Origin of the sequence: Ruegeria sp. SCP11 (assembly GCF_040329455.1) — a bacterium.
GTDB classification, from domain to species: Bacteria; Pseudomonadota; Alphaproteobacteria; order Rhodobacterales; family Rhodobacteraceae; genus Ruegeria; species Ruegeria atlantica_E.
In genome coordinates, this window is record NZ_JBDZYG010000009.1 from 137,990 (window position 1) to 162,723 (window position 24,734).

Sequence of the window (24,734 nt, forward strand, 5' to 3'; positions counted from 1 at the left end):
ACCGGAAGAAACATTCGTTTTCCTGAAACTGTCGGAAATTCGCATCGTTTTTGCGAGCTTGGTCCCCAATCATTTGTGAGCTGCAATTCCGAGCGACGTGTATGAGATAAGACTTGGGTGAATTGAAGCGATGGGCTGGTGAAGACCAGCCCATCGCATCACACCCTCGCGTTTGAGGCGGTAAGATGGCTTTTTAAATTGCGGAAGAGGTGCTCAAAGTCGTCTGCAATGGCATCCTCCAAGAAGGTATGAGCGCGGGTTTGTTCGACTCTCGCACTCTCGGCCGCAGTTCGGCCAGCCGGCAGCGCTATGAATTTGTTTTCTTCGTCAAAAAAATGGTCGATGTTGATGGGTCTAGTCATGGCAAATCCTAATGTAGAATACCGGGCAACCATCGCAGGCCGAACTTAATCTCACGTATAAGAATTGCGGATTTTGCCCCCGATCCAGAGACTGATTGGGATTTAACATAAGTCGCAATTATACAGCGTTTGCAGTCTCGCGATCCGAAGCGGCAATTCGTTCAGAATGCGGCACATGACCGAATTGAGCCCAAAGTTTCACTAGTCGGTACGCAGTTTTGAGAGGATGGGGCAAGAGACATTCCCGCTGTCGCAGTTGGCTGTGAGTTCGTTTAGCGCTGCTTCCAATCGCTTCAGCTCGTTTATCTTTTCACGCACATTGAAGATATGAAGCTCAGCCAGTTCTTTTACTGATCGGCAATCTTCTCCGCCGCCTTCGGACAGGCTGAGAAGCGTCTTTGTATCGGCTAGTGGAAAGCCCAAATCACGGCATTTTTTCAGGAAACGAAGCCTTCCAACATCGTGCGCGGAGTACATCCGCCGGTTATTCGGTGCCCGTTCTGGTTTGGGCACGATCCCTTCGCGTTCATAGTAGCGGATCGTTTCAATGCCGACACCGCTTTGCCGGGATGCTTCCCCAATCGCAAACATGTGAGTTTTCCCGTCTTGATCCTGTAGCGACTACAGAAGTTAAACGAGAGGCTGACACTTCGACAACTCCAACTAGTCAAGGGAATGAAATGCAAAAGTACCTTAGCGTTAGTTATCTGGGGTCACTGTCAGCGCTCGGCGTCGCGACTTGCTGTGTATTGCCCATGACAATGATGTTGCTGGGACTAGGAGGCAGTTGGCTGGCCATTTTCGGAAAGATCGCGGCGGCAAGCTACTACGTATTGGCGATTTCGACGGCGCTTGTCGCTATATCGTGGCTTATATCTTATCAGCGCGGTTCCCTAACAAAGTTGAAATGGTGGCTTTCGGGGACGACCGCAATCACCGCGTTAGCTTGGGTCGTCGTCTTTAACGAGGCCCGGATCAACGATTACCTGATAATGCAGATGTGAAACAATGACAGAGCAAACTGTAGTGCTTGAAAGCACCCTGACGTGCCCGAAATGCGGTCACAGCGAAACCGAAATAATGCCGACGGATTCTTGCCAGTGGTTCTATGAATGCAAGTCTTGCGCAGCGGTTTTAAAGCCGTTGGAAGGGGACTGTTGTGTCTACTGTTCCTATGCCACGGTGCCTTGCCCGCCGATCCAGAATGGCGATAATTGTTGCGGATGACAAAGTCTGCTTTGGTCCGCAGAGCGGTTATTCGGACGATTTGCTGTGAAAGCACGCTTTGAACCCAAAGTTGCCAGTGGTGCTCAGGGCGCGAAGGTCTACGATGCGCAGAAAGCTGACTTTGCAAAGTCGAGCGGACGGCCCTAGACATTTGGTCAACGTGCGGCCTTATCGAAAATGCGAACGATCCAATCGAGGAAAACTCTGACGCGCGGTGAGAGTTGTCGGTTTTGTGGGTAAAACGCAGCCAGCGGGGTTGGGGATGGCGGCGTATCCGGCAGGACTTCAACAAGACGACCATCTTCCAAATCTTCCAGAAAACGATATTTCGGCGCTTGTCCAATTCCGAACCCGTCTCGGATCAGATGATGCACTGTGTCCGCGTCATTCGCTGTAACCAGCGCTGGCAACGTTACATCCTGAATCTTGTCTCCGACCTTAAACTCCAGCGGCAATGCGGCGCCGGTGCGAGAAGACACAAAACCAACCATCTGATGACCTTTCAGATCGTCTACCGACTTGGGAGTGCCAAACTTGGCCAGATACTCTGGACTCGCACAGGTGATCTCCGGAAGGTCTGTCAGGTGTCGCGTGATCATTCCGCTATCATCAGGAATACCTGCGCGGATGACGCAATCAACGCCCTCGCGCACCAGATCCACAAGGCGCTCTGTCTGACCGAGTTGAAGGGTGATCTTGGGATACTTGGCGAGAAAGTCAGTCAGGTGCGGCAGCAGGAAGACCCGCGTCAGCGTGCCGGGGGCGTCAATGCGAAGTAGACCTGACGGCTCGTGCCCACGCAGTGCACCTTCAGCTTCTTCAATATCAGCTAAAATAGACGCGCATCTTTGGTAATAGGCTTGCCCATCCGGTGTTGGAGCAACATGGCGTGTCGTTCGATCCAGCAGCCGACTACCAAGGTCACGCTCCAGCCTCTGGATGGCTTCACTTGCGGTAGACCGCGGAATGTTCAGATCCGCTGCGGCCTTTGTGAAGCTCCCGCGTTCCAGCACCCGAACAAACAGGCGCATGGTTTCAAGTCTATCGATCATTGTTCACTTTTACCGAATTGTATTTCCAAAACAAGGCTGATTATCTGGTTTGTCTCCGTATCTATCTTCGCTGCAAACAGAAAGGAGACTGACATGGTACACGAACAACGAACGGCAATTGTAACCGGCGCCAGCAAAGGGATTGGTGCAGCCATCGCACTCCGACTGGCTCAGGATGGCCATGCAATCATTGCCAATTATGCAAGTGATGTGGCCGGAGCGAACGAGATTGTAGACGCTATCAAAAAAGCTGGCGGCCAGGCAATCGCAGTTCAGGGCGACATCTCTGATCCATCCTGCATGCCAAGTTTGTTCGATGCGGCTGAACAGGAATTCGGCTCTGTCGATGTTCTGGTCAACAACGCGGGTATAATGCGCCTGAGCGCAGTTGCATCTACTTCCGATGCTGACTTCGAGGCTCACTGCGCCATCAACATTGGCGGTGTCTTTCGCGGCATGCGCGAGGCTGCCAATCGCCTTAACGCAGGCGGAGCGATTGTCAGTCTGTCCTCCAGTGTTGTCGGGCTCTATCAGCCGACCTATGGGGTCTATGCGGCAACAAAAGCTGCGGTGGAAGCGATGACCCATGTGCTGGCCAAAGAACTGGGCTCACGTGACATCACCGTTAATACCGTCGCGCCGGGGCCGGTTGGGACCGACTTGTTCATCAATGGAAAACCCGAAGCATTGATTGAAAACATCAAGAAGATGAACCCGTTTGGCCGGCTCGGAACGCCCGAAGACATCGCTGCTGCTGTTTCGCTTCTGGCCGGACCGGATGGCCGTTGGATCAGTGGTCAATCACTGCGTGCCAATGGCGGTGTCGTCTAAGACACCCCTCTCGGAAAGCTATGCATTTCTGAACAAATGGCGGAAGTGCGGAGATAGCTATCAATCGCACCTAGCGCGAATGGTAGCTATCAGAATTACAATCCGGCAGACGTCCAAGCTGAAATCTGATGCCTATCTACCCTTTTCCTCCTTAATCCTTCGATGAGCTGTAGAGTCCAGCATCAATGTCTGAAATCAGACTTGGCTCTGATGGGGACCAGTTGAGAACCTCTCGGGTCCATGTGCTCGATGCCGGACTGTCTGAAGCAGCCATGAAACTGAACCAATCAAAATAGGCTTGCGCATCGTCGTCGGTTTTGGACGAGACTGGGAGCCCCAGACTGCGACCCAAGGCCTCGGCGATATCCTTGAAAGGCACGCCTTCTTCAGCAACGCCGTGGTAATGAACGCCGCCTTCGTTGCGTTCTAAAGCCAACCGGTAAAGCCTTGCTGCATCCAGGCGATGGACGGCGCACCAGCGATTTTGTCCTTCGTCGATGTAAGCGCCTTCGCCATGTTGCTTCGCGATATCCGCCAGCATCCGGACAAAGCCATGATCACCTGCGCCGTGTACCGAGGGTGCGAGACGCACGGCAGCAATCTTCACACCTTTTTGCGCCATTTCCGCGCCAGCGTGTTCAGTCGCTACGCGGGGGTTTACCATGTCGCCCGTCGGAGCAAGGTCTGTTTCCTTGGACTCGACACCTGGCGTCAGTATCGCTGTGCCGGATGTCGCGAGGAACAGCCGGTCAGAGCCTGCCAACTCATTTCCGATGGCACGGACCACTTCGGCATCATGAGCGCAGTTTTCCGCAAATTTCGAGAAGTCGTGGTTGAAGCCAAGGTGGATCACAGCGTCTGCCTGAGCGGCGCCTGTGCGCAAGCTGTCCAGATCCTCAAGGTCTCCGTGATGTGCCTCAGCACCGGCTTTCTTCAAGGCCTCGGCTGAGGATTCTGAACGAGCCAACCCGATGACCGAATGGTCGTGATCCAATAGTTCGCGGACGACGGCAGATCCGACATAGCCAGTGGCTCCGGTTACAAAAACGCGCATTGATATCTCCTATGACGTGTTGAAACCTGCGCAGCGGCTCAGGATTTTTGTCATTAAATTTACCGGCGAAACTGGCGTTATCAATAAGTGAATATCTCGAATATCTTCGCAATCGTCCCAATCTCTTGGAGGAATGGCTTCAAGCTGATAGAGTTCCGATACATTCCAAATCGGCAGAGATCACGTGGACCCTCTTTCTGACATCCTCTCCATCCTGAAACCTCAGAGCCATCTGGCAGGTCTTCTCGACCTTGGGCATCCCTCTGCGATTGGCTTTCCCGATCAGGCGGGTGCTCTGAAATGCAACGCCATGATTTCTGGTGATGCCTGGATGTCTGTTGAGGGCCGCAAAGAACCCGTTCTGGTTAGGGAAGGCGACTTTTTTATCCTACCGACGGGTCGTCCTTTTGCGATCAAGACCGATCCTTCTCTTGAAGCCGAACCCGTAGAGCAGCTTCTGACAGCGCCACTTTCAAAGGAGCCAGCGGTTATCAACGGTGGCGGGGGCACAATGATTGCAAGCTGCCGCTTTACCGTCTCTCAAGTGCACGCATTCAGGCTCATTTCGATGCTGCCGTCGATTATGGTTATTCCGGCGCAAGAAGAGATCGCCGCCCATCTGGTTCACTCAGTAGGATTGATCCTGGAGGAACTGGCTGATGCTCGACCGGGTAGTGCCTTGGTTGCACAACATCTCTCGCATGTGGTCCTGATCCAGACCCTGCGTCATCATCATGCGGATAAGGATACTCAACTGAGCTGGCTTAAGGCGCTCGCTGACACACGCTTAGCTTTGGCGCTGACTGCAATGCACAGTGATCCCGGCAAGAAATGGACGCTGAGCGAATTGGCTGAAGTTGCAAGTATGTCGAGATCAGTCTTTGCGAGGCGTTTCCAAGAAGCCGCGGGACAAAGTCCCATGGAATACCTTGCTGTTCTTCGAATGATCAAAGCGAGCGACCAGCTCCTGTCATCCCGATGCACCATCGCGACCGTCGCTGATGCCTTCGGATATAAGTCCGAAAACGCGTTCAACACAGCTTTCAAAAGAGTGATGGGGCGCCCACCTCGTCAGTTTGTGAATGAGCGTTCCAAAGGTGGTTCGGACCCTGTTTTGACCGCCGAGGACCTATCCCGAAGCTTCCAGTAGATTTGCCTTTGAGTAGCGCGCGGGCGGGCATCCTACATAGCGGGAAAATGCAGTGCTGAAGGCACTGGACGACCCATAGCCTGTCTGGGCAGAGATTTCGGCAATGCTGAGATCGCCCGCCCGAAGCATGTGCTTTGCCAGTGTCATCCGCCAGTTTTGCAAGTAGCTCATTGGGGGCATTCCCATGACCCCTTCAAACCGGGTGAAGAATGCAGACCGCGATAGCCCGGCTTCGGTTGCAAGAGCCTGAACAGTCCAACTGTGAGCCGGGGCCGCGTGCATGGCTCGCAAACTGGGTCCAACCCGCATGTCTGCCAATCCATGCAAAAGGCCAGCAGTCGGGGCCGGGTCCGCGCCAGAGCGGAAGGCTTCGATCAGCAGGACTTGCAATAGGTTCTCGACGATCACATCTCGCGCCGGCCTGCTTGCGCGAGCCTCGTCGCGAACAAGCCCTGTAAGCGCAGCCAACCGACCCTCACCGCGGACAAAGATCAGATCAGGCAGTAGAGAGATCAATAGATCAGCGTCCGGGCTGGCAAAGGTGCAGTGTCCCACGAGCTGTTGAACTTCTGGATCCGCGTCAGATGCCCCAAGCCGGAAAATACCGTCTTCACCCTCCACCGGGTGGTTGACCAAATCAGCGGGTGGCGGAGGGTCCATGCTTGAGAAGGTGAAGGACTTAACCGCAGGGATCAGTACAAAATCACCCGCATTCAATACCAACGGTTCTTTTCCTTCGACCTCCAGGCGTGCGCGTCCGGTTAGAAGTGAGCAGTAGAAGGCCTCGTTTACATCCTCGCGATGCACCCGAAATGGTCCCGATGCATGTACCAGTTTGGAATAGGACGCTTTGGGTTGAAGGAGGGTGATGATTTCAGAGAATGGATCTGCCATTTTGGACCATTGATAAAAAGAAAAGGACTATTGATTATATATAATACTGCCGACGTCATCTACTTTCAAGGCATCAACGAATAGGAGATAACGTCATGAAGACCGTATTGATCACAGGATGTTCTTCGGGATTTGGACTGGAGACTTCGCGCTTCTTCCTCGAACAGGGCTGGTCGGTAATCGCGACAATGCGCAAGCCAGATGAAACACTATTGCCGGTATCAGATCGTTTGGCGATCCTGCCATTGGATATCTCGGATAGTGAGAGTATCGCAAAGGCTGTGGAAGCTGCTGGCGCCATCGACGCTTTGGTGAACAACGCAGGCGTCGGCTGGCTTTCCCCTTTTGAGGGCACATCAGAGGATAACCTGCGCCGGATTTTTGAGACCAACACGTTCGGCACCATGGAAATGGTCCGTGCGATGCTGCCGCAAATGCGCGCCACGGGGTCAGGGGTGATCGTGAATGTCTCTTCCAGTGTCACACTTAAACCGCTGCCGCTGGCTTCGGTCTACACGGCAAGTAAAGCTGCGGTGAACGCCTTCACCGAATGCCTTGCCCTCGAACTGGCTCCGCTGGGTATCCGGACCCATATCGTTCTACCAGGTCAGGCCCCAACGACGAATTTTGGCAAGAACGCAATGGCAATGATGTCAGAATCCAATGACACGCCTGAAGACTACAAGCCGTTCGTCGAGCAAACCATGGCTGCCTTCATGAACACCGAAGGGAAGGAGTTCACCTTCTCCGAGGATGTCGTTCAGGCAATCTGGAGGGCCGTCACCGACAGCACATGCCCACTTCGGCTCCCTGCTGGAAAGGACTCGGTCGCTTTGGCGGCGTGACACCCTCAACAATAAGAAGAAACCCTCTCGGAAACTAAAATGGCCGACCCAAATGCGCCGGCCTTTTTTGCATCTGGTATTGCGTCACGCCAGCATTTTACTCGAAGTGTCCCGCGTTTGCCGCGCCTTAACCGCAGTAAGCCACTCAACGGCAGCCTTCGTGCCACCAAAGGGATAAAGGTGAACCGCAATATCTGCTAAATTGCGTCGTTGCAGCTCTTGTTCGATCAAGCGGACCAGACGGGAGAAATCAACGATCCCGTCCACAGTGTCACTCACGCTGTTCAACCCGCCAGCCGAAACCCCAAATGAACGTGCAAACCTGAGCAGGTGATCCTTTTTTGTCGGCCCAGGTATTCCAATTTGGATCGTCTGGCCAAGACCAACCTTTCGAAGCTGGCTTATCCAGTTGAGAATTCTGTTAGGATCAAAGGCAAGTTGAGTGGTTATGCTCACGCTGCATCCGTAGGACTCCAAAAGTTTTACCTTCTGCTCCAGTAGGGCCACGTCCGAACGATAACCTATGGCAGCGTTCCCCTCAGGAAAACCCGGCAAGGTGACCCTCTTGATCGCATACTTTTCAATCCACTCCGTTCGAAGGAGATCCATCGTGTTGTTGAATGGCCCCGACGCATCTGATGGGTCACCACCAACGACCATGGCTTGTCCTTGTGCGCCGGCAAACCGGAGTTTTTCGGTCAGGTCAAACAAGTGTTTCTTTGATTGAAGGCGACGAGCTGCAAATATCGGCACCGGCGATAGTCCGGCATCGTCGATCCGGCGCACCGTTCGCAGCCTGTCGTAATCATCCTCATCGTTCAGCCAGGCCACATTGACAGCGGTTTTCGCAGGAATAAGGGGGGCGGCTGATGTGAGGTCCGCAATCGTCTTTCCTGTCGCCTCTAGTGAAAAGAGATCCAAATCCATCTAGGCAACCATCCTTTGAAAGGGCTTAGAATTCATGGGGGGGGCGGCTCGCCTAACCGATAACGTACAGAGCCTGACCGGGAGCGCTCCAGCTTCGATTACCGTATTCGTTCGGCGTGACCTAGAACCCGTGCATTCGTTTGGCCCATTGGTATCCGACAATCAGGCCCTTCATGACCGGCAGCAGTGCCAAGGCGCCGACTACTGCGATGACCGACATGCTCAAAGCCAAGACCCAGGGTTCTGGCCTCCATGTCACCCAGGCGATGTGCAACGCAAACCCCATAAGGTGGCCAACGATCAGGATCGTAAGATAAGCCGGACCATCATCAGCCCGCTGATGGCTCAGATCCAAACCGCAATTCGAGCACTCATCGTTCACTTTGATGTAGCTATGCAGCAGTTTGCCTTCCCCGCATTTGGGGCACTTGAGGCGCATCCCATTCATGATCGCCGGTTTGATGGGGCGCTCTTCACTGTCGTCGTGGGCGTCAATTGCAAGTTCGGACATCTTTGATCTCCTTCTGTTGCGCCTCAGATAATTCATCTTCAAACAAAATGCAATCAATACCCAATCAATATGGTGGCAGGTGCGACAATATGTTGAAATTCGCCTGTAATAAGGATAAAGGTGACAGACACAATCTTATATATTGAATGGAATGATGCCTTGAAGTCATGGACACCGAATCTGCGCGACGACGGGAAACCACTCTATGTCCAGATCGCGGAAGCGATCAGACATGATGTGGAAACAGGTGTGCTTGATGCAGGTGACAGGCTTCCGCCTCAACGCAGCGTCGCCAAGCTTGTTGGCTTGGATTTCACAACTGTCTCTCGCGGATACTCTGAGGCTGCGAAGCGAGGGTATATCGACACCTTTGTCGGCCGGGGTTCGTTTATCCGAAAACCAGAAGAAACCTCAGAAAAAGCAGACCCGCGCCGCGCGCTGGAAGAAGACCCAAACATGAACATGCCCCCTGAGCCAGATGATCCAGCTCTGGTGGCCCGTATGGAGCAAGGTCTCACACATGTTTCTGCGAACCTCGTTCCTCTACTTCGCTACCAATCCATTATCGGGAGCCGGCAAGACCGGGAGACCGCAGCGCGCTGGATGACCATCAATGGTATCGACATCACAGCAGATCAATTGGCCATCACGCCAGGCGCACATGCCAGTTTGCTGTCGATCCTGACATTGCTCTCCAAGCCAGGAGACACCGTGATCTGTGAGCGTGTGACCTATCCCGGCATTCGTGCCATCGCTGCCCAACTTGGTATTCGGCTGGTTGGCGTGAGATCGGATAACAGTGGAATTCTCCCCGATGAGCTGGATGCTGCAATCCGAGAACATGCGCCTTCTGCTCTGTACCTGAACCCGACGCTACAAAATCCCCTGACGCTTACAATTCCAACAGAGCGACGTGAGCAGATCGCATCCGTTTTGAACAACTACGGTTTGCCTTTGATTGAAGATGACGCTTGTCGTTTTGTGTCGTCGGATGCGCCACCGCCTATCTCACAGCAGATCCCCGAATTGGGGTGGTACATCGCGGGTCTTTCGAAATGTCTGGGCGCTGGTTTGAGGCTTGCGCTTACGGCGGTTCCGTCTGGGCTGTCGAAAACCCACTTCACGCGGGCCTTGCAAGCATCGAATGTCATGGCGTCACCAATCACAACAGCTTTGATGGCGCGATGGATCGAGGATGGTACAGCCGCGGCGGTGCAAAAGTTCGTCCGCAAGGAAGCGAACCGCAGACAGAACCTTGCGGCCAAGATTATGCTGGACCAAGACTTCGTCGGCAGCAACGAAGCATTTAATATCTGGCTCAAGCTGCCCGAAGGGTCGAGCCGAGCTGACGTGATGAGCCACATGGCCAATCGTCAAGTCGGAGTTATGCCGAGCAATGCCTTTACGGTAACAGGCGCACCCGACGAAGCGGTCAGGGTGTGCCTGGGAGGGCCAATCTCATACAGCCAGCTGACTGAAGATCTCGAAGCGTTGAATTATGCGATCACCCATCAAAATTGGGTTCCCTAGGCTGTTAGGCTGTGCCGAAAACCGAAACGACCTTCGCCTCAGTTATTCAACTTGCTTTATAGTTACTGTTTATTTCTATACACTTAGTACCAGATTGGTAAATCGTTGAATGTCCGCAGATCTGACAGGTCGATGCTGAACAATGACGTGCCAGTAGAGCGGTGCGATAAACATATCCAGGATCATTTGCCGATCTGTGTCCTTTGTCAGCTCGCCACGCTCAATGGCTCTGTCCAACATAACCATTGCTTGGGCCCGGCGATCCCGCGTCACACTCTCCAGCAATTCTGCCAATTCATCAGAACGAGCGTGCTCAGCATGTAGGTCCGGCAGAATCCGCCTCACAAGCGGATGGCGCAGAGTTGCAGCCATTCTGCGCATGAGCCTGGCAACGTCCTTCTCAAAAGATCCTGTGTCCGGAATTGGAGTGATATTCGTGGCCGCTGATTTCACCGCTTCGGTCACCAGTTCAAACTTGGATTTGCTCCTTCGATAGAGCGCCGCCTTTCCGACACCTGCGCGAGCCGCAATACGCTCCATGCGTAGAGCCGAGTAACCCGTTTCCGCCCATTCCTCAAACAAGGCGCGTTGAATTGCTTCCGTCACCGTGTCTTGCAAAACGGCAGCCCCGGCCGGCTTCCGACGCGGCCGATCAGAATATTTTACGTCGGAACTCTTGCGTTCCATCGTGATTCTCCCTTATATAGGACGAAACGGTATCGTTCCATTGTATTTTGAGGCAAACTTGTCGATACCGCAACCCGTTTTTGGCGGCTGATGAAAGGACGCGAAGATGGACCCGAAAATCGCACTTCTGTGGTTTGCGCCTCTGCTTTGCGGGGCCTTGATACCCATCCATGCCGGAATGAACGCCGAGCTCAGCCGCGCTGCCGGCCACCCACTCTGGGCAACTCTGTTGTCGTTTGGAATTTCATTCGTTTGTCTGGTGGTCGGCATCGCATGGCTTCGACCGACATTGCCAAGCTTATCATCACTATATGCGGCTCCTCCCTGGGCGTGGGTAGGAGGTGTGATCGGTGTCATTTACGTGATGGCGACCATGGTTCTGATCCCACGCTTTGGGGCCGCCGCATTTATTGCCGCAGTCGTTGCCGGACAAATGACGATGGCACTCATCCTGGACCAGAACGGGCTTCTTGGGAACGCTCCTCGACCAGCCGACTTCTATCGCATCACTGGTGCTGTGCTGTCGATTGCAGGTGTTCTGATCATGCAGTTTGGAAAAGCGACTTAAGCCAAGTCATCACTCACAGAAAAACCCTCCCGTTAAGGGAACAACAAGAGGTAAAGAAATCATGTCTGACACGAATAACATACCCAGCTTTGGCGCGATGCTGCGCGGTGCCCTCGGAGATGCAATCATCGCAGAAGCAGGCGAGAACTTCCTAGACATGTGTGACGAAGGCATCGTGTTCGAGTTCCCGTTTGCTCCAGAAGGCTCGGTGCGAGAACTCCGCGGCCGAGACACGATGGCCGCCTATCTGCCAACGGCAGGCGGCCTAATCAGCTTTGAATCCATGAGCCCGGCAGTCACCCATGTTGCCAAAGACGGTGAAACTTTTGTGCTGGAGTTCTCCTGCAAAGGTGAAGGTGAGGCCGGGCGCTATGATCAAGACTACATATCGGTCATCGAGGTCCAAAACGGACGTATCACGCACTATCGCGACTACTGGAACCCTCTAGTTCTGCTGAACGCTGTCGGCGGCGTCGAAGTTCTTAAGTCCAAGTTGGGAGACTTTATTGATGACTAATTCCATTCTTGTCACCGGCGGCACCGGAAAGACGGGAAGCCGCGTCGTCAAACAGCTACATGCAAAAGGGCTGGCCCCCAGCGTGGGAACACGCAGTCCTCAGAATAAAAACGACGTGCGCTTCGACTGGAGCGATCCGTCCACTTTCACGGATGCTTTCGAAGGCGTGAGGGCTGTTTACCTCGTAGCACCCACAAACACCGTGGATTCACTGGGAGCAATGCAGCCCGGTCTTGAGGCGGCACTTGCCGCGGGCGTCCAACGCTTCGTGCTGCTTAGTGCTTCTTCTTTGGACGAAGGCGGACCCATGATGGGCGCAGTCCACGCCTGGCTGCGCTCCAACGCTCCAGAGTGGGCCGTGCTGCGTCCAACCTGGTTCATGCAGAACTTCTCCGAGCTTCATCACCGTGATCCCATTCGCGATGAGTCCGCCATCTACACAGCGACAGATGACGGCCGAGTTGGCTTTATCGATGCTGGCGATATAGCAGCCTGTGCAACGGCGCTGCTGGTCACTCCATCAGTCGAAAACACTGACTATATACTCACTGGCCCAGAAGCGATTTCTTATGATGTCGTTGCCGAAACACTGAGCAATCAATTGGGGCGGAAGATCACCCATCATCGCCTGACCATCGATGAACTGGCAGAGCGTCATCAAAGCCTCGGATTGCCGGAAGAGTACGCAAGAACACTGGCGGCAATGGACGGTGTAATTGCTGGCGGATCAGAGGATCGCGTCACTGACAGTGTGCTGAAGCTGACCGGATCACGACCAACCTCTATCAATCAGTTCGTTCAGCAAAACATGGAAGCATGGACGCGGAGAAAAGATACCAAGATGCGAGTGGCTGAGACAGCGAACATGTGAGATGAGTGTGTCCTTAGCTGACCTTCGTGTTGGCTTCGGGGACGGTAGCAATGTTGCGCATGTCGAAGATTGCTAAGCTCGGCGATGAATGTCCGGTTTGGGCTGCCTCCAGTCATAGACACAGAAGTCAGCGAAGGTCGACAATGAGTCCGAAACCACAGGATGCTGCATGCTTCTCGAAAGACAGTGAAGCGCAATTAGCGGACTTTGCAACACCTGGCTACTTTGCCGGAAGCAACCGCAGCTGTAGTGTCGAGAGATTGGGAACCGCGATCCCTCAGCTGTCATCCAATTTTTTATGTTAAACAGTGTCGGTGATGGAAGAGTGTTGCTCATCCAAATCACCGGCACAACATTCGGCTTGCAGTACGGGCGACTTGATGAGGTTTAGATTACGTTGCCGCTGACTTCCTCGATAATCCGCCCGCGCAGACTTCCGTCGAGTTCGAATTTGTGCATCACACCGTCAATCAGAACGACATGCACGCACCGCAGGCGCATTGGTTCGTTTCCATAGACGCCAACGCACACGTGGTCGGCGAGGTCAAAGGCGTAAAACCCATCTAGCATGGTTCCGTCTTCCAGCTTCAGTTTGGTGCTATTGCTCCCGTCATAATACACCAACGCCTTAGCACCGGTATTTGCGTTCTCAAACGTAACGGTTTTGTCGGCCAGACGAATGCTCACCTCTTCGGCCGTCAGACGATGAGCTCCATTCGCGAGCGCGTTTTCCAGTTGAGTTTCTGCAAGTGCCGGGGTGGAAAGTGCTGTAAGAGCAAGTAGCGCGGCAAAGGTATTGTTGCGAATTTTCATTTGATGTGTCTCCGTTTTGAATTGAACGACTGCAACTGCTTGTTGCGAACCTACGCACCAAGCGCGGACGTCCGGGCTTGCATGTCTGAGTCTGCGTCATGGTGCAGACTTGTGCTTAAGGAGCACTTGAGGAATTCTAAGGATGATCTGAGTTGTCTTAAGGCAATACAGGAGAGGGTTAATGCGATATCGGTTCGACCGTTTCACGTTTGATCCCACACGCGGGCTCTTTCGGGACGGCGAAGCTATCCCTCTTGAACCCCGCGCGCTGGAACTGCTGCACTATTTTCTGAATGAGAAAGAGAGGATCATCTCGCGCGAGGAACTGTGCGATGCCCTTTGGGATGGAAAGATCGTATCGGATGCGGCGATAAGCACGCAGATTCGGTCGATACGCAAAGCATTGTGCGATGACCGGGAACAGCAGCGCTTCATCAAGACTTACCCGCGCAGAGGTTTCAGTTTTGTCGCCCCTGTCAAGGCCGATGAGGAGCCGCAAATCCCTGAGGACCAGAACGCAACGTCTCAAACCATACCGCCTGCATCAGGCGACAGCGGAAGGGAGCGAACTGGGACCCGAGCAGGTGTTGCGCGATACGCCGTATTGGCGGCGGTCATCACGCTCGGGATTGTTGGCTATCTCTTTTGGCAAAGCACTCAGTCCGAAACGGCTGGTGTTGCAAAGCCGCTCGGCCCGTCCATCGCGGTCCTGCCCTTTGACAACCTTTCAGGCGATGAAAGCAAAACCTATCTTGCGGATGCTTTCACCGAGGACTTGATAACGGACCTTTCTCGTATCCGGGATGCATTCGTCATCTCACGCAGTACATCTTTTACCTATCGCGGTAAGAGCGTTGGCGCGTCTCAGGTAGCGGCAGAACTTGGGGTTCGTTATGTGCTTGAGGGGAGCGTCCGGCTGGAAGGTGACCGCGTCCGGGTTAATGCTCAGTTGATTGATGGCGAAAACGACAGCCATCTTTGGTCTGAGCGATATGATCGACCGGCCGCTGATCTGTTCGAACTTCAGGGTAATGTAACTGGTCAGATCGCGTCGGTGTTGCGGGCAGAACTTCGGAAAGCCGACCTTGGCCGTCAGGACCCCGAACTGATGGACAATGCCTGGGATTATGCGCTGCGTGGAAACGTATTGCTTTACAACCATCAAAGTGTCTCGGACTATCAGGAAGCCTACGCACTTCTGACCAAAGCGACTGAGCTTGATCCCGAAATTGCATCCGCTTGGGGTGGGCTTGCTTTTGTTCATCTTGTCGGTAGCTTAGCGGCCGTGCCCGGAGTCAGCCGCTCAGATTCCGCGCAGCTGTCGCTGGAGGCCGCCCTGAAAGCAACGCAAGCGGACCCATTGGATGCCGAACCCTATTGGCTTGTTGGTGCGGGCTACGCGCGCATGGGCCAACCCGAGTTGGGAATGCCGGCCTGTCGAACAGCAATGGACCTGAATCCCAACATGGATTGCGGATACGTTTGTGCAGGCCTGGTGCACATGGCGAGTGACGAACCGGAAAAAGCCATCCCGTATTTCGAGTATGCGCTGGAGCTGAACCCAAGGTTTCGCCCATTCACCAAAGAGAAGTATCTTGGTCTGGCACACATCCAGAACAAGCAAAACAATCTGGCAATCGCCGCCTTGGAGCGAGCACTTGCGACAGCCCCACAAGATTCATTCGCTAACCTTGCGATGGCTTCAGCGCTGGCGCTGGACGGCAGGGTTGATGCCGCCAGCGAGTTGCTTGATCGGCACTTCAGCGAAACAGGTGCCTCACGGCCTTCAATCGAGGCTTTGCGCTCAAGCCTAGGTTGGATGGGTGCTGGGACCGAAGATATGCTGCGTGGGCTAGGTAAGGCGGGCCTTTAGAAATCAACTATTTCGTTCAATATAAGTATTTTCAAGTCCGGTTAAAAGGTTGGCGAACGCCCCGTTCCGGCGCGCAACTCGTTAAAAGCCGAGCAGCCGTATCGCGTAATTTGTGGTGAGTAGATCACTGCGGAGGCTGTTAAAGACGCGCTTGAGATCACCCCGAAGCTATCAATCTCAGCGATGCCCAGGCAATTCGCAGGATCAAAAAAACCACTCCGAGAACCGACGGATCTGGCTGGCAAGCTTGCAAAAGGCGGGCGTGCCCGAATGAAAATCGGTGCCACACTTGGCCCCACCCTATGCCTTACCGCACCCTGTCGGTCAGCCTGCACTATCCTTTAGCGGGGCAAACCGTCCCTCGGGCATGTCTACAGCTCTGTAGGCTTCGACGAAAGGTAGGATGTGTTCATCCGGCCGCGCAAAGCGCCGATACATCCAGACAACGTCGGCAATTTTTATTCCCGGACGAATCTTGTTGAGCCTGTCCCGCGCGGCAATGGCGGCGTCGCGCGGACCAAGTTCAGCCAGAATGGCGACCTCTATGGAGACCGACCACCAGATGTCCGGCTGTGCCCCCTTGCGATAGGTGCTCAGTGCTGTTTCATAATCTCCGTTCAGGAAATGATACTCGGCCAGCGCCTGATACCAGTTCGGGTCTGCTGCATTTGGGTCAAGCGCTATTGCATTCTCAACAAGCGCAGCCCCCAAATCCAGACGCCCGGACCATATGAATTCATAACCGATTTGCCCTTGCAAATAACGATCTGTCCCCAATGCAAGCGCTGTTTCGGCGGACGAGAAGAACCCGTCAAGATCGCGCTGAATCTGAAGTACAAGCGCCAAAAGGAAGTGAGCGCGCGCAGAATACGGGTTCAGAGACACTGCGTTCCGCGCCGCCTCTTCCGCACGTTGGATTTTCTCATCCTGCGTCCCTGGATACAGCCCGGTAAAAAGCTTCACATCCGTCAGTAGTGCCTCGGCCAATTGCGCCCACCCGCGCCAATACTCAGGTTCGTCTTCGACAACCCGCAGGATGCAGCCGCGGACGCGCTCTTGCATATCTCGTCGGTTCAGAAAACCAACCCGCAGCAGGGAACATTCATAAGACGACAGATGTTCCGGAGGTTTCGCACGCGCATGACCTGCGTGAATGCGCTTGATCGCCCCGCCCGCGTCACCCACAGCAGAGGCAACTTTTTCGGTAATGCTCAGTTGAACGTCCAGAATATTTGAGGTCGTGAGACTTTCGTCATACGCCCCCGACCAGACTTGAAGCCCCGAAGTTGTGTCTATCAGTCGTGCCGTCACGCGCAGACGATCTGCAACCTGCCGGACAGAGCCCTCCAGCACATATTCCGCGCCGAATTTCTGCCGGATATTGTGCGGTTCACTTTCGTCCGGTCCAACGGAATGAGTTGATTGGCGGGACAATACATTGAGGTCCTGGTAGCTCCCCAGCTCAACGATGATGTCTTCGCCAATGCCAACAGCCAATAAATCGCGGGCGTCCGTATTGCTAAGGTTTTGAAACGGCAGAACCGCAACGGTCGGGCCTGTTGGCTCTGTCAACAGAGCAGCTTCATCAAAGGTCATGACATCGAGTGGCTCGTGATCAAAGCCGATCCACCACGTTATCAAGCTTGCAACGACCAGACCAACCAGCACCGATGCACCGGTCACCGGTGTCAGCTTGTTGGACCACTGTACAGAGGCGGGTGCTCTGTCGGGCATGACGCGGAAAACCCGAACCGGTTCAGCGATGTTTTTCAGGTTTTTCAGACCGAGATCCTCAAATCCGGCATCCACCTTGCCCATTGCCTGTCGCTCGACACTCTCAGAAACCGCGACGCCGCCTGGGTCCGCCAAACCTTCAATGCGGGAGGCAACATTCACCCCGTCACCATAGAGGTCCCCATCAGCAATCATGACATCACCGAGGTTTATCCCGATCCGAAGTTGCAACTGCGACCCGTTGTCGAGGGTCGGAGCAGCTTCAGCCATTGCCCGCTGGATCTCGACGCCACAAGTTACCGCATCGACAACCGAAGCAAATTCGACAAGAGCACCATCCCCCATCAACTTGACGAGGCGCCCGTGATGTCTTGCAATTGCGGGATCAAAAATCTCTGAACGCACCGTTTTGAGGGCGGACAATACCCCTGCCTCGTCGCTGCCCATCAACGACGAATACCCAACGACATCGGCAGCCATGATCGCGGCGAGTCGGCGCTGCATAGGACCCTCCTGCTTACAGTCTAACGGATGTCACGAAATCTCGACAATGCATGCCCTGCTGGTAATCCAACTAGTTTGGCTGTCATGGCACTGACTAAGTGTCAGCTTCGCCTCATCCGCAGTGTCCGCTTCTGGGGATCGGCAAAGCTCGCTGGTGAATGTCCGCTTCGGGCTGCGACCAGCCAATCATGCAAGCCACAGAGAATGGCCGCATCGAGCCCTTAACAACAGATGCTGCGCTGACTGCAGACGTCCGCATTGAGAACCGTTAGGGTCTTACGATCTCTGTCGGTTCTCAAGACTCTATGCTTCACACTGATTACCGATTGGCTTCGGTTCAAACGCGACGCAGCCAACGTGAGGTTTCCGCAATTTTGCGATCTCCACATAGGTTTTGAGGAGATTGCCCTCCATAAAGTCTCGTTTGGAAATGTTCATGGATGTGTCCACATCATTTCATTTTCACTATTCCCATACTCAGTGTATTTCGGAGTTCACGTGATTATTCCCTGATGTCCGACAACAACACTTGCCGAGGGTAATTTTCTTGACCGCCGACCGGCCCACATGGCTTATTTTCGCACCCGGAATATTTGTGGTGGTTTGGTCAACCGGCTATGTCGGTGCCAAGTTCGGTCTCGGCTACATTGAGCCGATGACTTTCCTTGCACTGCGCTTTGCCTGTGTAGTGGTGATTATGGCCGGGTTGTTTGCAATCCTGCGCCCACCGCTTCCAAAATCACCTAAAGAGTGGATACACTTGGCCATCGTTGGTTTTCTGCTGCAGGCGATGTATTTTGGCATGTGCTACATGTCCTTTAACGCAGGTTTGTCGGTTGGAACACTGGCCCTGATCCTCGCTATGCAGCCCATTCTGACCAGCCTGATCGCGCCGCGTTGGGCAGGTGAAAGTGTGAGCTGGCGGCAATGGGCCGGATTAGCCCTTGGCCTGACGGGGGCGGTTCTTGTCATTATTGCAATGTCAGAGGTTGCTACACCACCACTGGTTGGTTTTCTTTTCGCCGCACTCGCCCTGATCGGTATTACCGGCGGAACCTTGTGGGAGAAGCGCTTCGGAGTCTCGCACCATCCTGTCACTGCAAACTTGGTCGGGTTTACTGCGGGTCTGTTGGGGGTTGCGCCATTCATGATCGCCTATGAAACCATGCAGATCACTTGGACTTGGCAGCTTATTGCGTCGCTGGTCTATCTCATCATTGCAAGTTCACTCATCGCTGTCGGCTTGTTGCTTGCCATGATCCGCGCCGGGGAAGTGTCGAAAGTTTCTGCTCTCTTTTTTCTAGTCCCACCGGGAGCGGCGGCTGTTGCTTGGCTGGTGCTCGGAGAAGTCATGCCGCCGATTGCTTGGGTTGGGATGGTTGTCGCTGGATTTGGCGTCTTCTTGGCGACTAAAAGAGCGAAGAAAACGTCCTAAGAGACATCGAATCGTCTGGACGCAAAACAACACCTATCATCAAATTAAACCATTTGCCGCTTGGACGAGATAAGTACTTAAAGCTGAACTTGGTGCAACTGTCGCGAATTGGCGCTTTGTCCGCAGTCCTTCCATCGGCAAAGCGCCCGGGAATGTCCGGTTTGCGCAGTTCAGAATCTTCTGCACGAGCAATACCGCAAAGTGCGGTGAAGGTCTGATAAGGGCTCTTTCGACCCGTTAATGCGCACCGCCGAGAACAGCGGATGCGAGCCCAAATTGTCAATTTCTGCGTTACGGCGAAACGGCTGCTTTGCGAAGCCAGCCCAACTCAGATTGATTAGAGCGGTGGCAAGCGGCGCAATGGACCTACGCGAGGACATCATCATGCGCTGAAAACCTGAATCCATTCGCTCTCAACCGGGCGGAACCCTTCCCGGAAGAGCATGTGAACGAGCGCTCCCATGTGACCAGCCCCGTAGATTATCGCTACCGAATTAGGTTGTTCTCCATCGGCAAGGAGATCAGTGACCACACGACAGAGCACCGCGTCTCGTGCAGTCAGAAGCGCGTCGAGCAGCGGCGCATTGCGTTCGCTCCACATCATCACCGTATCTCGGTCTGGAAGGTCAGTTGTATTGAGATTCCGTCCAAGGACAGTTCTCGTGCCTGTCAAACGAAGCCACAAACCCATGACTGTGGCGCCGGCCTCAACCGCTGCGCGCTCCCAACGCGGTCCAGAGCGCCAAAGCTCTTCAAACTCTGTGGCAGTCAGGTCAGCATGAATGGTTCGTACGTCATTTCCTACGAATTTTTCCTGCACGACCAAACCCAGCCTCGCGAGCGAAATCCAGCGATAACTGCGCGTGAGACGACGTGAAATTGGTGAGTCAATGCCTTCGAGCACGACAACATCATGGTCCTCTGCATCAGAATACACCCGTTCGTAAAAGTCTGGCTCCGCGAGATGCACCATAGGAAAAAGGGTGATCGACAGATCACGTTCACTATGCCTCAGCACGTGACGCGCGGAACGGAGACCAAGGATCGACCACTCCAGAAACTGCATAAAACCCCTTCCTAAGTATGTTGGTCAGTCGAGCAGCGAAACGTACCTCAACCGCAAAGAGCGCGACCCAAGACTGTAAAACGCTGACAAAGTACAGCTTCCCTATAACAACCGATTGTACCGGGAACGCATGTACGGCGTGACCCGCCAAGCGTCCTCGATGTCGATGTCAAAGGCTGACCAATACCATATTTGGTGAGCGTGCAGTTCTGGCCTTGTCGCAAGGTTGTCCAAGAAGTCGTTCCACCTTTCTTCGTCCTCCAAGTTCTCGCCATGCTCTTCAAACGCTTGGATAATTACGTCCGCCAATGTGAAGCGTACATCATCGTCCTGAACTTCTGAGAAAAGCGCTAAATACTCATTCAGTTTCGTTGGATCAGCGATTTCATAAGCCCAGTCTTGCATCCTAGGTTCGTTCCGGACGCCAAGCCGCTCCGCAAGATAAGCTATCGCCGCTTTGGTCCAATATCTTTCCGGTGGTTTCGCAACCATGTTCAAGTCTCTCGCAAGAGGCTGTCGAGTTTCTTCAAAACAGGTTGACGTGCACGCGCCTGGAGAAAGCGGCTTGGTACATGTCGCAGAAATGCACCCCAATTGCCAGTTTTCCTGCGATCCCTCGACCCAATGTAGTCAATGAGCGCCGAGACCGTCTCCCGGTCATAGGCCCACAAGGTATGTTGATTGTGCTCGATCTGAAAATAGGCATCATCAGGCCAAATCAAATCGTGTTTTCTGCGGAGTAAGCAGGAACGACACACGACAGTGCCAATGTCCAAACCATGAGACCGATACAAGTATTTGCTGTGACGCCAGTCCTCGGGCCTATAGTCGTCCGGCAAATCTTTTATATCACTCATGTCGCTGCTACACAGGCCATGGTAGTAGATGGCAGCGTGCCAACTGCCATGACCGGTATTTTCCATAAGCCTGTATTCAAACGCGGTGCTCTTCTGAAAGAAGTCGACATCCTTTTTCAGCTTAATTCTAACCGTTTCTGCAAACTCAAATTTAGCCTCTGCATTGCAACTTGGGCATCTGACTGCCAGGTGATGAGGCATTGGGTTCCAGTCGTAAAAGCGGGTCATATTCGATGATTCCTGCTCAAACTCGAAGACGTCAACGCGAACAGCATCGCATAACAAGAAAATCCAACCACTGCTCTCTTCGCATTCGGCCCGGTTCCTTTGCCAGTCCTGTATGCCGATGCTTTGGGAAGATCGGATGACTTAGCCGTCATATTCGTCGTCCTTATAGAGAGGCGGGTGGGTTAAGCGCAGCGCAATTGCATAAAAATAGTGCAACACAATGGGTAGCACAGAGAGTGCCGCCACTCTGGTGGCCAAAGTGGAATCCAGGACCAACAGAGTTTCATTGACCACAATGACAAGAATGACGACCAAAGCGCTGAGCATCAGCTCATGCCGTCTAAATTCGAGTGAGACATTGGAGTTCGTTGATGCGGGTGCGAAACGGTTCAAGATATCCCGGTCACCCCAAACGCCCAACGCCATGACCGCAGCATACACCGCGCAGTAGATAGTGACCAATTTCTGACTCAACCAAGGTTCACACCACCAAACTTGGATTACCAATACACAAATTTGTATTGCCAAAGCCCAACTTGCAGTCGAGCGTGTGAAATCAAATGTATGGTGATGCCGCCGAGCTGTGACAGGGAGCGCGCCCCAGATCTGCGCTGCTTGTGCAAGTACACCTGCCCAAACAAAGGCCGCAGGTGCGGTAACCTGAGCCGCCTGCAACACCGTCCAACTACTGAGGAATATCACAGGCATCAGCAATCTGCCCGCCGAAATCGGGGGCAAATTTCTTAGCAATATCCACAAATACAGTGAAAAACGGCGCAGTGGGTTCATGAACTAAAAATATCGAGAGATCTGTGATTGGGTTGTCCCTAGATCAATGCCGACAGCTAACAATTTCGACTTTGGCATCTCTTCAGAAGAGTATGTACTCACAATGGAATTTCCCAATAAAATTATTGTTCGCCATAAGATTGAGTCTTCGTGGCAACAATATGATCTTACCGTGAAAAGTTAGAAGCGGACGTTGGCGCGACCCCAGCTAAAGCTCACTTTGTCCCGCTAAGCCGGAATTGCAAAGTCCTGGATTGAATGTCCGGTTTGGGCTGCCACCGGTCGCTGATACGGGGTGCAGAAGACTTCAGCAACGAGCCCAATCAACCAAATGCTGCACCGCATTCGAATGTCAGCTTTAGGGCGACGTCTGGACGCTCCGTGGGTGCACGCTAAGTGAACTTCTGACCCTACTCGGAGGTTCGACAGAATCTCCGGTAGGTCCGTTTAGCGCTATGACCGGTCATTGTCCTCGACTGCATTGAGGGTCCGGAGTCGAGGGCAAAGGGGAATCCTCGGAACAGCTCGGGATTCGCAAACGTGCCGGTTTGGACTTGCGACACGACAACGAACACATGCCAGGCAAACGCGTCGGACAATAGTTAGAGGGCTTGGAATGACAGAGGTGGTGTCAGTTTCGCGTTCAAAGTGACAGCGCGTTTGTCTGCTCACACATGTTTGCACATGCCGCGAACTATTCGAACTTCGGCTCTGTCTTAGACATGCTTTCCCTCGACTCCATGCTTTCCCACCATGTGTGCAATCCAGGTTTGTCCGAAAGAATGGGTTCTGCATCTGGCGTTTGCACAAAGTACCAGAACACGGGGGCCAAGTGGAGATCGGCAAGGCTCAGATCGTCCCCAGCCAAATAGGGATTTCCATCTTGCAAGTCTTCAAGAGTGCCGAGGGCTTTTTGGATCTCGGGCATAAGGGCTTGGCAGGCAGCTTCGTCGGTCTCGCCACCCATCATCGGTGCAAAAATTCTTTGCTCGCACAAACCAATGACCGGGCCATATGTATAGTTGTCGACAATGCTTATCATCTGCGCCATGCGGGCGCGCTGTTTCAAGCTACCGGGCTGCAATGCTGTGCCGTCGAACCCTTCGTCGATGTAACGCTCAATCGCGCCGGTCTCATAAAGGTGAAATCCATTGTGCTCAAATGCCGGTACTTTGCCGAACGGTTGCCTGGCAATCTGTTCAGCTGGCATGCCGTCCATGAAATCAACCTCGACGTGGTCATAGTCGACCCCTTTTTCTTCCATCACGAGGCGTACCGAGCGCGTGTATGTGCTGTAACTTGGTCCGTAAAGAGTCAGATTTGCCATTTGACGTTCCTCCCTGAGTTGGAAAGCTAGCACAGCTGCAACTGGCACGCATCGCTTCGGTGAAGCTTTCGGGCAAGAGTCCGGGGTGTAGTCGCTTCAGCACAAGAGCTGCCTCTTGGCTTACGGTGAGTTTTGGGGTTAAACCCGCTGCCGTCTGATGCCCACTGGAGAGTCCGGAAACGGGCAGAAAGCTGCCGTCAGGTCGCATCAGTCGTACGGGCAACTCTTGGCACGAGGCCGATATACCGCCTAAGGCAGCAATCGAGGCCGAACCAGACATTCAGGCCCCGTGCGCCAACGGCAGGTTTGCCCGCAAAACGGGCTTACACTGAATTTTACGGAACGTCCGCATCGAGCCCAAACTTGCACAGTGCTGCGATACGTACGAAGGTCAGCTTTCGCGATTGTTGGATTCGACCGCACTCATTGAAATGCTATCGAGGATCACAGAAATGCAGGACTCATCAATAGAAATTGGTGACTTCGAAGCATCAGAAGCGGATCAGCTTGGTGTTATATTCTTCGATGCCGTGCGCAAAGGAGCGACTGAATTCTATAACGTAGAGCAGCGACAGGCTTGGGTGTCGAAGACGCCGTCCGGGCCAAACTGGGCATCGCGGCTGGCTGCTCAGAAAACCGTAGTCGCGCGCAAAGCGGGTCTGCCCGTTGGCTTCATGACGCTCGACAGAGACGGCTACATAGATCTTGCTTTCGTCGCACCTGAGCACCAACGACAAGGTATCGGTGTAAATCTTTATGCTCGGATTGAGGCGTTGGCACGTGCCGCCAACATGACGCGCCTTCATTCTCAAGCGAGCTATCTCGTCCGAGGACTTTTTGAGCAGCAGGGTTGGGAGCTTGTTCAGGAGCAGCAAATCGAAAGGGCTGGCACTACATTAACGAATTTCCTGATGGAGAAGCGTCTCCATGATCCAGTCCAGCGCATCAACGTTGCTGCGAAGTCCGAGCATAGCTGACCTTCAGGCTGGGCCGACGAAGTTCTGCTTCGTCCGCATCTTGGAAGTTGCGAAGTTTGATTTTGAATGACCGGTTTGCGCTGGCAAATTCCTGCCGGGGAATTG

The 24,734-nt window shown here is 53.7% G+C and carries 27 protein-coding genes; 12 read left to right on the forward strand and 15 right to left on the reverse strand.

Going from position 1 to position 24,734, the window contains the following annotated elements; all coding sequences use genetic code 11:
• Positions 1–158: 158 nt before the first annotated feature.
• Together ABLN94_RS15275 and ABLN94_RS15280 are read right to left on the reverse strand one after the other, a co-directional pair.
• Positions 159–362: a hypothetical protein gene (locus tag ABLN94_RS15275; RefSeq protein ID WP_352993697.1), complete on the reverse strand. Its 204-nt coding sequence runs from the start codon at positions 360–362 to the stop codon at positions 159–161.
• Positions 363–563: 201 nt separating this feature from the next.
• Positions 564–953: a MerR family transcriptional regulator gene (locus ABLN94_RS15280; RefSeq protein ID WP_352993699.1), complete on the reverse strand. Its 390-nt coding sequence runs from the start codon at positions 951–953 to the stop codon at positions 564–566.
• Positions 954–1,042: 89 nt separating this feature from the next.
• On the opposite strand from ABLN94_RS15280, the gene ABLN94_RS15285 reads away from it, so the two are divergent.
• Together ABLN94_RS15285 and ABLN94_RS15290 are read left to right on the forward strand one after the other, a co-directional pair.
• Positions 1,043–1,366, forward strand: a complete 324-nt coding sequence (locus tag ABLN94_RS15285; RefSeq protein WP_352993702.1) for a hypothetical protein — start codon at positions 1,043–1,045, stop codon at positions 1,364–1,366.
• Between the two features lie 4 nt (positions 1,367–1,370).
• Complete coding sequence (locus ABLN94_RS15290; RefSeq protein WP_352993705.1) at positions 1,371–1,589, forward strand: GDCCVxC domain-containing (seleno)protein; 219 nt, start codon at positions 1,371–1,373, stop codon at positions 1,587–1,589.
• Positions 1,590–1,744: 155 nt separating this feature from the next.
• Here ABLN94_RS15290 and ABLN94_RS15295 read toward each other — a convergent pair whose 3' ends face one another.
• Entirely contained in the window at positions 1,745–2,641 is an 897-nt protein-coding gene (locus ABLN94_RS15295) for a LysR family transcriptional regulator (RefSeq protein WP_352993708.1), read from the reverse strand.
• A 93-nt stretch (positions 2,642–2,734) separates the two neighbouring features.
• On the opposite strand from ABLN94_RS15295, the gene ABLN94_RS15300 reads away from it, so the two are divergent.
• Entirely contained in the window at positions 2,735–3,472 is a 738-nt protein-coding gene (locus ABLN94_RS15300; protein ID WP_352993711.1) for an SDR family oxidoreductase, read from the forward strand.
• A gap of 151 nt (positions 3,473–3,623) precedes the next feature.
• On the opposite strand, the gene ABLN94_RS15305 is transcribed toward ABLN94_RS15300, so the two are convergent.
• Entirely contained in the window at positions 3,624–4,526 is a 903-nt protein-coding gene (locus ABLN94_RS15305; RefSeq protein WP_352993714.1) for an SDR family oxidoreductase, read from the reverse strand.
• A 184-nt stretch (positions 4,527–4,710) separates the two neighbouring features.
• On the opposite strand from ABLN94_RS15305, the gene ABLN94_RS15310 reads away from it, so the two are divergent.
• The gene (locus ABLN94_RS15310) at positions 4,711–5,676 is read left to right on the forward strand and encodes an AraC family transcriptional regulator (RefSeq protein ID WP_352993717.1); all 966 of its coding nucleotides are present in this window, start codon (positions 4,711–4,713) and stop codon (positions 5,674–5,676) included.
• Here the strand turns inward: ABLN94_RS15310 and ABLN94_RS15315 are convergent.
• Positions 5,656–6,570, reverse strand: a complete 915-nt coding sequence (locus tag ABLN94_RS15315; protein WP_352993720.1) for an AraC family transcriptional regulator — start codon at positions 6,568–6,570, stop codon at positions 5,656–5,658. The two genes, ABLN94_RS15310 and ABLN94_RS15315, sit on opposite strands and share 21 nt — an antisense overlap.
• A 95-nt stretch (positions 6,571–6,665) precedes the next feature.
• On the opposite strand from ABLN94_RS15315, the gene ABLN94_RS15320 reads away from it, so the two are divergent.
• Positions 6,666–7,415, forward strand: a complete 750-nt coding sequence (locus ABLN94_RS15320) for an SDR family oxidoreductase (protein WP_352993723.1) — start codon at positions 6,666–6,668, stop codon at positions 7,413–7,415.
• A gap of 84 nt (positions 7,416–7,499) precedes the next feature.
• Here ABLN94_RS15320 and ABLN94_RS15325 read toward each other — a convergent pair whose 3' ends face one another.
• Both ABLN94_RS15325 and ABLN94_RS15330 read right to left on the reverse strand, forming a co-directional pair.
• Complete coding sequence (locus ABLN94_RS15325) at positions 7,500–8,342, reverse strand: hypothetical protein (protein WP_352993725.1); 843 nt, start codon at positions 8,340–8,342, stop codon at positions 7,500–7,502.
• Between the two features lie 121 nt (positions 8,343–8,463).
• Positions 8,464–8,853 carry a DUF983 domain-containing protein gene (locus ABLN94_RS15330; protein ID WP_352993727.1) on the reverse strand — a complete coding sequence of 130 codons (390 nt, stop codon included), beginning with the start codon at positions 8,851–8,853 and terminating at the stop codon, positions 8,464–8,466.
• 120 nt (positions 8,854–8,973) lie between these two features.
• On the opposite strand from ABLN94_RS15330, the gene ABLN94_RS15335 reads away from it, so the two are divergent.
• Positions 8,974–10,383: a PLP-dependent aminotransferase family protein gene (locus ABLN94_RS15335; RefSeq protein ID WP_352993729.1), complete on the forward strand. Its 1,410-nt coding sequence runs from the start codon at positions 8,974–8,976 to the stop codon at positions 10,381–10,383.
• Positions 10,384–10,458: 75 nt separating this feature from the next.
• On the opposite strand, the gene ABLN94_RS15340 is transcribed toward ABLN94_RS15335, so the two are convergent.
• Positions 10,459–11,070, reverse strand: coding sequence for a TetR/AcrR family transcriptional regulator (locus ABLN94_RS15340; RefSeq protein WP_352993731.1), 612 nt, complete (start codon positions 11,068–11,070; stop codon positions 10,459–10,461).
• Positions 11,071–11,176: 106 nt separating this feature from the next.
• Between ABLN94_RS15340 and ABLN94_RS15345 the strand changes: the two genes are divergently transcribed.
• The 3 genes from ABLN94_RS15345 (at position 11,177) to ABLN94_RS15355 (ending at position 13,026) form a co-directional block, all read left to right on the forward strand.
• Positions 11,177–11,638, forward strand: a complete 462-nt coding sequence (locus tag ABLN94_RS15345) for a DMT family transporter (protein WP_352993733.1) — start codon at positions 11,177–11,179, stop codon at positions 11,636–11,638.
• Between the two features lie 61 nt (positions 11,639–11,699).
• Positions 11,700–12,155 carry a nuclear transport factor 2 family protein gene (locus ABLN94_RS15350; RefSeq protein WP_352993736.1) on the forward strand — a complete coding sequence of 152 codons (456 nt, stop codon included), beginning with the start codon at positions 11,700–11,702 and terminating at the stop codon, positions 12,153–12,155.
• Complete coding sequence (locus ABLN94_RS15355) at positions 12,148–13,026, forward strand: ergot alkaloid biosynthesis protein (RefSeq protein WP_352993739.1); 879 nt, start codon at positions 12,148–12,150, stop codon at positions 13,024–13,026. The genes ABLN94_RS15350 and ABLN94_RS15355 overlap by 8 nt, the downstream gene beginning before the upstream one ends.
• Before the next feature lie 387 nt (positions 13,027–13,413).
• On the opposite strand, the gene ABLN94_RS15360 is transcribed toward ABLN94_RS15355, so the two are convergent.
• On the reverse strand, positions 13,414–13,839 hold the full coding sequence (locus ABLN94_RS15360; protein ID WP_352993742.1) for a hypothetical protein: 426 nt from the start codon (positions 13,837–13,839) through the stop codon (positions 13,414–13,416).
• A 181-nt stretch (positions 13,840–14,020) separates the two neighbouring features.
• Between ABLN94_RS15360 and ABLN94_RS15365 the strand changes: the two genes are divergently transcribed.
• Complete coding sequence (locus ABLN94_RS15365) at positions 14,021–15,712, forward strand: winged helix-turn-helix domain-containing tetratricopeptide repeat protein (RefSeq protein ID WP_352993744.1); 1,692 nt, start codon at positions 14,021–14,023, stop codon at positions 15,710–15,712.
• A 324-nt stretch (positions 15,713–16,036) separates the two neighbouring features.
• Here the strand turns inward: ABLN94_RS15365 and ABLN94_RS15370 are convergent, their stop codons facing one another.
• Positions 16,037–17,950 carry an adenylate/guanylate cyclase domain-containing protein gene (locus ABLN94_RS15370; RefSeq protein WP_352993747.1) on the reverse strand — a complete coding sequence of 638 codons (1,914 nt, stop codon included), beginning with the start codon at positions 17,948–17,950 and terminating at the stop codon, positions 16,037–16,039.
• Between the two features lie 598 nt (positions 17,951–18,548).
• Here ABLN94_RS15370 and ABLN94_RS15375 point away from each other — a divergent pair.
• A complete protein-coding gene (locus ABLN94_RS15375) occupies positions 18,549–19,385 on the forward strand; it encodes a DMT family transporter (RefSeq protein WP_352993948.1) in 837 nt (278 codons plus the stop codon).
• 382 nt (positions 19,386–19,767) lie between these two features.
• Here the strand turns inward: ABLN94_RS15375 and ABLN94_RS15380 are convergent, their stop codons facing one another.
• The 5 genes from ABLN94_RS15380 to ABLN94_RS15400 all read right to left on the reverse strand — a co-directional run bounded on the left by ABLN94_RS15380 (position 19,768) and on the right by ABLN94_RS15400 (position 23,652).
• Entirely contained in the window at positions 19,768–20,451 is a 684-nt protein-coding gene (locus tag ABLN94_RS15380; protein ID WP_352993750.1) for a hypothetical protein, read from the reverse strand.
• A 102-nt stretch (positions 20,452–20,553) separates the two neighbouring features.
• Positions 20,554–20,943, reverse strand: a complete 390-nt coding sequence (locus tag ABLN94_RS15385) for a hypothetical protein (protein ID WP_352993752.1) — start codon at positions 20,941–20,943, stop codon at positions 20,554–20,556.
• A gap of 2 nt (positions 20,944–20,945) precedes the next feature.
• Positions 20,946–21,536, reverse strand: a complete 591-nt coding sequence (locus tag ABLN94_RS15390) for a hypothetical protein (protein WP_352993754.1) — start codon at positions 21,534–21,536, stop codon at positions 20,946–20,948.
• A 141-nt stretch (positions 21,537–21,677) separates the two neighbouring features.
• Positions 21,678–22,325 (reverse strand): hypothetical protein, encoded by a 648-nt coding sequence (locus ABLN94_RS15395; RefSeq protein ID WP_352993757.1) that lies wholly within the window; start codon positions 22,323–22,325, stop codon positions 21,678–21,680.
• A gap of 694 nt (positions 22,326–23,019) precedes the next feature.
• Entirely contained in the window at positions 23,020–23,652 is a 633-nt protein-coding gene (locus ABLN94_RS15400; protein WP_352993759.1) for a glutathione S-transferase family protein, read from the reverse strand.
• Between the two features lie 452 nt (positions 23,653–24,104).
• Here ABLN94_RS15400 and ABLN94_RS15405 point away from each other — a divergent pair, with 452 nt between their 5' ends.
• Positions 24,105–24,629: a GNAT family N-acetyltransferase gene (locus tag ABLN94_RS15405; RefSeq protein WP_352993761.1), complete on the forward strand. Its 525-nt coding sequence runs from the start codon at positions 24,105–24,107 to the stop codon at positions 24,627–24,629.
• The last annotated feature ends 105 nt before the right edge of the window (positions 24,630–24,734 follow it).

Bases quoted from the DNA above. Each gene is read 5' to 3' on its own strand.
- ABLN94_RS15295 (WP_352993708.1), bottom strand. From the start codon at position 2,641: ATGATCGATAGACTTGAAACCATGCGCCTGTTTGTTCGGGTGCTGGAA.
- ABLN94_RS15385 (WP_352993752.1), bottom strand. From the start codon at position 20,943: ATGGTTGCGAAACCACCGGAAAGATATTGGACCAAAGCGGCGATAGCT.
- ABLN94_RS15355 (WP_352993739.1), top strand. From the start codon at position 12,148: ATGACTAATTCCATTCTTGTCACCGGCGGCACCGGAAAGACGGGAAGC.
- ABLN94_RS15390 (WP_352993754.1), bottom strand. From the start codon at position 21,536: ATGACCCGCTTTTACGACTGGAACCCAATGCCTCATCACCTGGCAGTC.
- ABLN94_RS15325 (WP_352993725.1), bottom strand. From the start codon at position 8,342: ATGGATTTGGATCTCTTTTCACTAGAGGCGACAGGAAAGACGATTGCG.
- ABLN94_RS15315 (WP_352993720.1), bottom strand. From the start codon at position 6,570: ATGGCAGATCCATTCTCTGAAATCATCACCCTCCTTCAACCCAAAGCG.
- ABLN94_RS15395 (WP_352993757.1), bottom strand. From the start codon at position 22,325: ATGAACCCACTGCGCCGTTTTTCACTGTATTTGTGGATATTGCTAAGA.
- ABLN94_RS15400 (WP_352993759.1), bottom strand. From the start codon at position 23,652: ATGGCAAATCTGACTCTTTACGGACCAAGTTACAGCACATACACGCGC.
- ABLN94_RS15345 (WP_352993733.1), top strand. From the start codon at position 11,177: ATGGACCCGAAAATCGCACTTCTGTGGTTTGCGCCTCTGCTTTGCGGG.
- ABLN94_RS15305 (WP_352993714.1), bottom strand. From the start codon at position 4,526: ATGCGCGTTTTTGTAACCGGAGCCACTGGCTATGTCGGATCTGCCGTC.
- ABLN94_RS15330 (WP_352993727.1), bottom strand. From the start codon at position 8,853: ATGTCCGAACTTGCAATTGACGCCCACGACGACAGTGAAGAGCGCCCC.
- ABLN94_RS15340 (WP_352993731.1), bottom strand. From the start codon at position 11,070: ATGGAACGCAAGAGTTCCGACGTAAAATATTCTGATCGGCCGCGTCGG.
- ABLN94_RS15320 (WP_352993723.1), top strand. From the start codon at position 6,666: ATGAAGACCGTATTGATCACAGGATGTTCTTCGGGATTTGGACTGGAG.
- ABLN94_RS15405 (WP_352993761.1), top strand. From the start codon at position 24,105: ATGCAGGACTCATCAATAGAAATTGGTGACTTCGAAGCATCAGAAGCG.
- ABLN94_RS15280 (WP_352993699.1), bottom strand. From the start codon at position 953: ATGTTTGCGATTGGGGAAGCATCCCGGCAAAGCGGTGTCGGCATTGAA.
- ABLN94_RS15360 (WP_352993742.1), bottom strand. From the start codon at position 13,839: ATGAAAATTCGCAACAATACCTTTGCCGCGCTACTTGCTCTTACAGCA.
- ABLN94_RS15380 (WP_352993750.1), bottom strand. From the start codon at position 20,451: ATGCAGTTTCTGGAGTGGTCGATCCTTGGTCTCCGTTCCGCGCGTCAC.
- ABLN94_RS15370 (WP_352993747.1), bottom strand. From the start codon at position 17,950: ATGCAGCGCCGACTCGCCGCGATCATGGCTGCCGATGTCGTTGGGTAT.
- ABLN94_RS15300 (WP_352993711.1), top strand. From the start codon at position 2,735: ATGGTACACGAACAACGAACGGCAATTGTAACCGGCGCCAGCAAAGGG.
- ABLN94_RS15365 (WP_352993744.1), top strand. From the start codon at position 14,021: ATGCGATATCGGTTCGACCGTTTCACGTTTGATCCCACACGCGGGCTC.
- ABLN94_RS15275 (WP_352993697.1), bottom strand. From the start codon at position 362: ATGACTAGACCCATCAACATCGACCATTTTTTTGACGAAGAAAACAAA.
- ABLN94_RS15285 (WP_352993702.1), top strand. From the start codon at position 1,043: ATGCAAAAGTACCTTAGCGTTAGTTATCTGGGGTCACTGTCAGCGCTC.
- ABLN94_RS15350 (WP_352993736.1), top strand. From the start codon at position 11,700: ATGTCTGACACGAATAACATACCCAGCTTTGGCGCGATGCTGCGCGGT.
- ABLN94_RS15290 (WP_352993705.1), top strand. From the start codon at position 1,371: ATGACAGAGCAAACTGTAGTGCTTGAAAGCACCCTGACGTGCCCGAAA.